Genomic DNA, 8,275 nt, shown 5'->3' on the forward strand with positions numbered 1-8,275 from the left:
TGAACCGCTCTGCCGATCTTTTGGTGGATTGAAGATAAACCGTTCAAAGCGATAAAAAGGAATCTCAGTTCGATGGGGAGCCGTTCATTTATCTGGTTACTCAGTGCTATTTTTGTCGGAACGTTTTTGGCGTTGTGGCTACAACAGGTGGCGTTGAAACATGCGAATCCTGCTATTGCGCAAACACTCATTGCAACCAGCCCTTTGTTCATGCTGGTCATTTACGCCATTAGGCGTGAAACCATTAGTAAGCTCAGTCTCTTTGGTACGTTGTTTGCGCTATTGGGAATATCGTTGTTTTTTCTTTAGTTGCTAGGCCTGTAGCCACACCTAGCTTAAAACAATCAAGTTTAAAGCAATCAAGTTTAAATCAACCAGCCCTAGCCGCTAAAACCAGAAGCTAGGCTAGATTGGAAGGAAGAGCAGAGGCCATTTGTTACGCTTGTTATTCGGTACATACTTGGTTTCGACCATTCGCTTTAGCCCGGTAAAGCGCTTTATCCGCGCGATAGAAGGTTCGCTGGGTATTTTCACCTTCCCGATGAAGGGTAACGCCGATACTCACGGTTAGCCCTCGTTCACCAAGAATTTCTTTCCACCCAAATTGAAAAATTCTCTCGCGATAGTTTTGCGCATGCATTTCCGCTTGTTCGAGTGTGGATTTCTCTAGAATGACCAAAAACTCTTCGCCACCAAAGCGAACACAAGAGGCACCGCGGAAGCGAAAGTAAGCGGATAATTCATGGGACACATTAACAATGGCTTTATCCCCGACTAAGTGGCTGAGTTCATCGTTAATCGATTTGAAGTGGTCGATATCGATAACCATTAAAGAAAAAGGGGTTTCGTGCAATAGCAAGTCTTTGAGCTTTACATCTAACCAACGTCGATTATGCAGGTCGGTCAGTGGGTCAGTGAAGACATCCTGTTGAAGTTTTTTAACCGTGTTTTTCTGGTTCTCGGTTGTTTCTTTCAATTCACGGTTTTCTATCTCGGATAGAATGAGCTTAAGCTGTAATTCATAACGCGATAAGCGACGTAATTGGCTAGCTCCCAATTCTGTAATTGGGATGTTCTTCATTAAGTCCGACTCAATACGATAGCCTTTCTTCTGGTACTTCAATGCTTGTTCGAAATCGCCTTGAATTTCACTGACATCACTTAATGTATCAAACAATCGTTTGGATAAAATCGGCGTGGCATTCGCCGTAATACGTTTACTCGCGTTATGCAAGACAAGGTTGGCTAGCTGAGGCCTGTTGATATCACCTAGACAATACGCCAATTCAAGGCGAATCATGTTAGATAGCCAGGCTGACTGAATGTTACCTGAGCTGTACTGAATGTTCGCGATAGAGAGTAAAGCTTCATCGCTTTTCCCTTGTTGCCGGTACAGTTTTGCTTGATAGAGATGAATTTGACCTGCCAGGATTTTATTGCTGACTAAAATACTTAATTCTTCACACTCTCGAATAAGATCGTTTGCTGCGGCCAATCGCCCTAGCTCAATAAAACAAGACAACATGTAGAGCTTGTATCGTAAACGAAGAGAGCGGCTCGAAATCGCATGATCAATGCCGTCGATTTTTTGGTAGTAACGTAACGCTCGACTGTGATCACCATAGGCGTCACATAGATTCCCCATCCCAAGGATAGACAAGGCGTAATGATCGATAAATCCATGTTCTACGGCAATAGAGGAAGCAGAGGAATACTCGGCTAGTGCCGCTGAGTAATCACCGATATCAACAAGATGTTCACTCAGACTATTTTTGACCGATAAAATCGATTCAGCGTCTTTGGGAAGTTGAAGTTGCTCTAGTGCGAGGCGCAGTTCATCAATGCACGCTTGAATCTGGTTCAGCTCAGCACGATATTCAGCACTGATAATATAGGTTTGGGCTTTTTCTTCGCTTGTGGTCGCAATGTGCTGTCGTACATGATTCCAAAAAATGATCGCTTCTTCACCAGTAACAGAGGAGGCATCTAACCCAGAATCAGATATTTTATTGATGAGCATTTCCATGGGATACCTCCTTTTCTTGGCTTTGTACGAGTTGCTCTAACGTAAACGGGAAGGTTAGAATGTCTTGTAGAATAACCTTAGGTAAGCGACTTTTAAGGCCTTTTCGTTGCCAAGGATAGATCTCAATCATTTTTGCTAGTATTTGAAAAACATCTGTTGCTACGTCGTCTTTGTCACTGAGTAAAAGGGCGATTCGATCGCTGCTAAGACGAGAAAGGAGATCTTGTTTGTTACACAGAGAGTGTGCTATTTCGGTGCAGACTTCCAAGTAGGCATTGTCTTCATGCTGGATAATGATGATGGCATGATTGGAGCGTTTCAGCTCGGTTTTAAATAAGACGAGTTGTTCCCACCAGTAAGTCTCGGAGACCATGTTCGTTAAGTGTTTTTCTGGGTCAAATTCATGCTGTCCACGAATTCTGTTGATCAATTTACGAGCACGTTGCTCAAGTTGTCTTTTCGAAGTACGAGCTTTATCAAGGCCTATACGCGCGGTTTGTTCCCGCAGCATTTCGAGTGAATGTTTTCGGTACTTTTTAAACGCAATAAACGCTTGTTCGTGGTGATTGCTTTGCTCTGCTACTAGGGATTGTTGGAAACAGATTTGAGACAGTAGCTCACCATTATCAAATTTAGTGGCGGACATTTCGGCATCAATGAGTAATTTTGTGGCTTTTTCTGGGTTTTTCCTGAGGAGCTCTAGTCGTGCTCGACTGATGTAAGAGTGCGCCTTCATCCAGACGAGATCATTTTTAATCGCTAAGTCATGGGCAGTATTTGTGGCTATTTCGGCATCTTCTAATCGCTCTAGCCCCAGTAATGCCAGGCCTCGAAAGTCCCAGACTTCTGCGGTCCATGTTTTATCGTAGTGATCTTTCAGTACCTCTTCTGCACCGTCAAGCACCGTCAGCATTTCGACGAAATTATTGAGTAGGTAAAGATCCCAAGCGAGTAAGATTCGAGCTTTGCCCTCGAGCCAGTCAATCCTCATGTTGTTGGCGACTTTTACCGCGAGTTCATGAGTTGAGCTGGCCAGTTGGTATTCATGAGTGATGCGCCAAACGTTGCCTAGACCGATAAGGCACTCAATTTGAATTTCAACTTCATCAACCAGTGAGGCTTGCTCAAGTGCGTTAATCCAATATTGCTGAGCGGAATAGTACTTTGCTTGTCCCCAGAATTGTAGGGCGTGGATATGTAAAATTTCAGGAAGATAGTCGTCGGTATCGAGTGAATTTTGGTACTGGTAGGCTTCTTTGATGAATTTAAGCCCTTTACGGTAATCCATTAAGCACCACGAACATCGAGCCATGATGATCAAGCTTTGTATGGTGCCCTCTTGAAACTGAGTTTGTGTTGCTCGAAGATAACACTGCTCAGCTGCCACCAATACCTTTTCCGGCTCAGATTCGATTCGAGCTTTAAGCTGTTCAATTTCAACTTCTAAAAGGTGCTGAGTTTTATCCAAATCTACGGTATCCCTACTCAATGATAATGAGGTCTAAATCCTTTAAAACAATTATAATAGCCTTGTGTGTTTTAGCACTAACTAACTTACACAAGTATATACTACCTCACTAATATAAAACGAAAACTACGGTGTAGTTCACTTGTTTTTTTAAGGAAAAGCCTTTTTAGGAGAGTAGATCCCTTAAAGTCAGGGGCAGTTCGGATAGCCCAAGGTTCTGTGCCGCGGTTTTCCCTTGCTTATCTTGATAGCATAAATTATGCCATGCTCTAAAAATATCGAGCATAGGAAGAATGCCACCAGGGCGCAATTTTCGTCTCGGCTCGTTAATAAAACTCGCAAATAACAGCTGAAAACGTTGCTGGTAAAATGAAGTGTGATGGATAGAAGCGTTTTGTAACCAATGAGTTGGGTCTGGTTTGTTGCCTGCAAGATAACAGATACCTTTGGCGCTATCGGCTTGGTTGGCAATAGCCCAACGATCGCGCCACCATCCCATATGAACAATATCGACTTTTTGGCTGTGTTCTATATTTTTCCAATTTGAATCTTCTTCAACATACATTAAGTCAACATTTTGGCGTTTGATGCGAGAGACGCAGACACTGAGTGCTGCTGAGCGAAGTAGTGGATCTTGAGGCATAAATACGCTCAAACGTTTATTGTCGTCGCAGAGTTCTAGTATATGTAAGTAGTGTGCATATGAAGTATAAGGAGCACGAACTAAAGCGCCTTTCGAAGGGTAATTAAAGTGACTAAGGTTACCCATAGGGTCTTCAACATTTCCTCTGGCCAGAATCGTTTGATATTTTTGGTCAATACGTGCTCTGAGAGGTTGATTGGTATTGATTGCAGCTTCATTTGCTTCTGATGAGTGCTTTTTTGAAACGAATCGCGCGGGTGTGGTATATGGGTCATGATCAATCGACCCCTCAGCTTGTTCTTGAGCCGAGTAGTTGACGTGCTGACATAGAATATAGCCGGTATTGGCTTCGCCGGTTGCAATCCATATCACTCCGTTGTCGCTATTAGGTTGCAGTGCAACATAATCTGACGCGAGTTGATAACTGTCGCTGTGTTTCATCCATCTAGCGTCAATCATTGCCAATTTTCGACGACATCGGCTGGCAATATGCTCGACATGGTCATAAAAGGTTTTGGGATTAATATTGAGTTTTCGGCAGATTTCACGCACCGAATAACTCATGAACAATAGCCCAAGCAAATTTTCTTGGAATGAGAGATTTTTGTTCCCACCAGACCATTTATCAACAAAAGTAGATTGGCAAGCTTTGCATCGGTATCGTTGCCGATCACCGCTGTAACCAAAAGCATGATAGAGGGTCTTATGAGTATGGACAGAGAGGTCGAAGTTGTCGCAATCTTGGTTACGACAAGCGGGTAGCCCCTCACTATGGAGATGCTGAAGCCGCTGAAGTTCATTTAGAACTTCTTGGTTATTAAGTAAGGGGGGGAAGGCGCCACATTCACGGCATACCATCGCTGGTCGTTTAGGATTCGTATGTTGCAGAACATACCGTTCTGCGTTGCTCAATCCAAAGTTGTCACACGCCAATGTTTTACAAAAGTTGAGTTGTAACCCTACAGCTTCCTTTGGTAGCTTGCCGTCAGACACAATCACCCCCTCGAGAATTGACCGACTACAGAGTAGCTCTGTAGTCGGCTTTATGATGAACTAGATATTGATAGCTGTCTCTAATGCTACTTTCATCATATCGTTGAATGATTTTTGGCGGTCTTCTGAACTGAGCTTTTCACCGCGAATGATATGGTCTGAAACGGTTAGAATGGTCAGGGCTTTGGCACCAAGATCGGCGGCTACGCCATAGATACCTGCAGCTTCCATATCCACCCCTAAAATGCCTAATTTCTCCATTTTTTCAAAAATATCAGCTTCAGGTGTGTAGAAAAGATCCGCAGAGAATACGTTACCAACTTTGACCGGTACATCTTGAATACGAGCTTGTTTTACGGATTCTTCTAGAAGACCAAAATCTGCAATCGCTGCAAAATCGTGGTTGTTAAAACGAATGCGGTTTACTTTAGAATCGGTTGATGCGCCCATACCAATAACGACATCCATCAATTTAACATCATCACGCACTGCGCCACAGCTACCCACACGAATCACATTTTTCACACCAAATTCAGCAATCAGTTCGTGAACATAAATGCAGCACGATGGAATACCCATACCATGGCCCATCACCGATACTTTTTTGCCTTTGTAAGTGCCTGTGTAACCGAACATATTACGTACGTCACATACTTGCTTTACGTCATCTAAAAAAGTGTCTGCAATGTACTTAGCACGTAAAGGATCACCAGGCATCAAAACAGTTTCTGCGAAATCACCAAGTTGAGCATTAATATGAGGGGTAGCCATTGTTATTCTCCAAAGTTAACGGGTATTTATGGACGGTTTCATCCTAAATTACCAATTTTGTTGAATCGTTCTGATTCTGTTGGGGCAATTTTAGCGAGTAATAGTCATAGCCCTTGAGAAGTTCATCACATATTTACCTAAAGCGAGCAGAATAGCGGGTATTGATAACTAAATATGTTGAAATCGGTAAGGCAATCGATTTGATTGGGCCATTGTTCACGTTTTGGTCAGAGAATACGCTTCGCCACCGGAAAGTAACTTCAAGGGAGAAACCATATCGTTAATGAGTTATGATTTTAATAATTAGCATTGAAAGGATCAGGTCATGTGGTATCGGTTAGCGGCATTGTGCCTAGTGAGTGCATCAGCATTTTCTGCAACGTATGATTTACCGCCGGAAGGGAGCAGTATTGTTGGTAGAATTCAATACCATGCGATCAATGAAGGTGAGAGCCTTGCCGATATAGCAAAGCAATACGATGTTGGCTTTTTGTCTTTAATGGCTGCTAACAAGGGGGTTGATCCGTTTCTTCCACAGGTTGACCATGTGCTGACTATTCCTTCTCAGGTGATTCTACCTCAAGTTAATTATGAAGGGATTGTGATTAATTTGGCTGAACTGCGTCTCTATTATTTCGATCCAAACGCTGACCTTGTTCATATTTTCCCGGTCGGAATTGGCAAGATTGGCAGAGACACGCCAGAAATGGAAACACGCATTAGCCAAATGCGTGCAAACCCAACTTGGACGCCGCCAGAGTCTATTCGTAAAGAGTACTTGGCAAAGGGGATTGAACTACCGCGCGTGGTGCCTGCTGGGCCTGAAAATCCACTAGGGGAGTATGCACTTCGACTGGCTTATGGTGCGGGGGATTATCTCATCCATGGAACGAATAAGAATTTTGGTATTGGGTTAAGAGTAAGCTCGGGGTGTATTCGCATGGATCCTAAGGATATCGAGTGGTTGTTTAATCAAGTAAACACTGGCGTACCGGTTAAAATCATTGATGAACCCATTAAAATCGCTTTGGAGCCGGATCGCAGTGTGTTTTTAGAAGCCCACGAGCCACTAACACGAAATGACGGTAGCAAGAAGGCTTTGTTGTTACCGCAAGAATTAACCTGGTGGCTGGATGAATTTAAGATTTCTGATGGCAAAGCCCGAGCGGCGGTTTTGGCACAAAATGGGGTGCCGATTGAGGTCGTTGGGGCCAACCTGTATGAAGCCCGCCAATAAATAGAATCAAAGTAACTGAATAATAAAAAAGCCAATCAGATAGATTGGCCTTTATTTAATAACATATGACGCTGAATGTTTTACTTGGTGTAAGACTGGGCAATGTTATCAATACGTTCGTTTGCACGATCAGCTTCTTCTTTCGCTGCCATCACTGCTTCTTTCGCTTTTTGAGCTTCAGATTTTAGCATCGCATGTTCGCTTTTTAGTGATGAAACATCGTCTTGAAGTTGAGTCAGTTGGCTGTTCATGTCATCCATTTTTGCCATTGTTTCTTGATCAGGTGTAGCACAACCTGCAAGAAGAAGTACTGACGATGCTGCAGCTGCGATTAACATCTTGTTCATATATAAATTCCTTAAATTATCATTGTCTTCGAAGATTCGCCCTATAAATTTCTATAACAATATAGTGACGAAGTAAATTGTAGTAACAATTTAACAGAACTCCTAGTTAAAGAACGTCAAAAAAAGCCCAGAATTTAAGTAATTAGCAAAAAAAAATGGAGATATCTCACATTTAAGAGACAAAGCTCATCTAATTTATTCACATAATACTTGAGTCTAGATAAAGACACTTTGATTTGAATACATGAAATTAGAAGGGCTAATGAACTCGAGATTCGGATTAATTTTGTGTGATCTATATCTATACTAGCCTGTTTCACGGTATTATATCGCGTTTTTGTTTTCCCTAGTGTTAGAGCGTATGCGCATTGACCATAAATGGGAGTATATAGTTATTAACTGGAGAGTCCTTTGCACTTTAAAGATTTAGGTTTAGACAATCGTTTACTAAAAAACCTCAGCCACTACGATTTTAGAAAAGCGACAGAGATCCAACAGCAAGCCATTCCGGTGGCGATCGCTGGTAAGGATCTTTTAGCGTCGTCGAAAACAGGTTCAGGTAAAACATTAGCGTTTGTGCTCCCTATGCTCCATAAAGCGCTAAAGAGCAAAGCATTTTCAGCGAGGGATCCTCGAGGGTTAATACTGGCTCCAACTCGTGAGCTTGCAAGGCAGGTTTACGGAGAGCTTAAAACGATGCTGGGTGGTCTTTCTTATGAGGCGGCTTTGGTTGTTGGTGGTGAGAACTTCAATGATCAAGTGAAAGCGCTTCGTCGTTATCCAAGGTTTG

Annotated in this window: 7 protein-coding genes and 1 pseudogene; 3 read left to right on the forward strand and 5 right to left on the reverse strand. The window is 42.7% G+C overall.

The annotated features are described in order from the left end of the window. Window positions 1-24: 24 nt before the first annotated feature. Window positions 25-309: pseudogene (locus ACP45E_RS10265) on the forward strand (EamA family transporter); the annotation flags it as partial. A gap of 136 nt (window positions 310-445) precedes the next feature. Here ACP45E_RS10265 and ACP45E_RS10270 read toward each other — a convergent pair. From ACP45E_RS10270 to deoD, 4 genes are all read right to left on the reverse strand, one after another. Further along, window positions 446-2,026 (reverse strand): GGDEF domain-containing protein, encoded by a 1,581-nt coding sequence (locus ACP45E_RS10270; protein ID WP_017037760.1) that lies wholly within the window; start codon window positions 2,024-2,026, stop codon window positions 446-448. Further along, complete coding sequence (locus ACP45E_RS10275; protein WP_017037759.1) at window positions 2,007-3,494, reverse strand: hypothetical protein; 1,488 nt, start codon at window positions 3,492-3,494, stop codon at window positions 2,007-2,009. The genes ACP45E_RS10270 and ACP45E_RS10275 overlap by 20 nt, the downstream gene beginning before the upstream one ends. 166 nt (window positions 3,495-3,660) lie before the next feature. Further along, a complete protein-coding gene (locus ACP45E_RS10280; RefSeq protein ID WP_017036223.1) occupies window positions 3,661-5,130 on the reverse strand; it encodes a lactate dehydrogenase in 1,470 nt (489 codons plus the stop codon). Between the two features lie 60 nt (window positions 5,131-5,190). Then, window positions 5,191-5,901, reverse strand: coding sequence for a purine-nucleoside phosphorylase (deoD, locus tag ACP45E_RS10285; RefSeq protein WP_017036224.1), 711 nt, complete (start codon window positions 5,899-5,901; stop codon window positions 5,191-5,193). Window positions 5,902-6,226: 325 nt separating this feature from the next. Between deoD and ACP45E_RS10290 the strand changes: the two genes are divergently transcribed. Continuing rightward, on the forward strand, window positions 6,227-7,138 hold the full coding sequence (locus ACP45E_RS10290) for a L,D-transpeptidase family protein (RefSeq protein ID WP_017036225.1): 912 nt from the start codon (window positions 6,227-6,229) through the stop codon (window positions 7,136-7,138). Between the two features lie 80 nt (window positions 7,139-7,218). Here the strand turns inward: ACP45E_RS10290 and ACP45E_RS10295 are convergent, their stop codons facing one another. Further along, window positions 7,219-7,485, reverse strand: a complete 267-nt coding sequence (locus ACP45E_RS10295; protein ID WP_017036226.1) for an Lpp/OprI family alanine-zipper lipoprotein — start codon at window positions 7,483-7,485, stop codon at window positions 7,219-7,221. Between the two features lie 411 nt (window positions 7,486-7,896). Between ACP45E_RS10295 and ACP45E_RS10300 the strand changes: the two genes are divergently transcribed. Further along, window positions 7,897-8,275 (forward strand): DEAD/DEAH box helicase (locus ACP45E_RS10300; protein WP_141707287.1); only part of this gene is annotated, 379 nt, incomplete at its 3' end.

This window comes from Vibrio genomosp. F10 str. 9ZD137 (assembly GCF_049974785.1).
Taxonomy (GTDB): Bacteria; Pseudomonadota; Gammaproteobacteria; order Enterobacterales; family Vibrionaceae; genus Vibrio.

Excerpts from the sequence above, each read along its gene's own strand:
- ACP45E_RS10270 (WP_017037760.1), bottom strand. The coding sequence starts at position 2,026 with ATGGAAATGCTCATCAATAAAATATCTGATTCTGGGTTAGATGCCTCC.
- deoD (WP_017036224.1), bottom strand. The coding sequence starts at position 5,901 with ATGGCTACCCCTCATATTAATGCTCAACTTGGTGATTTCGCAGAAACT.
- ACP45E_RS10290 (WP_017036225.1), top strand. The coding sequence starts at position 6,227 with ATGTGGTATCGGTTAGCGGCATTGTGCCTAGTGAGTGCATCAGCATTT.
- ACP45E_RS10295 (WP_017036226.1), bottom strand. The coding sequence starts at position 7,485 with ATGAACAAGATGTTAATCGCAGCTGCAGCATCGTCAGTACTTCTTCTT.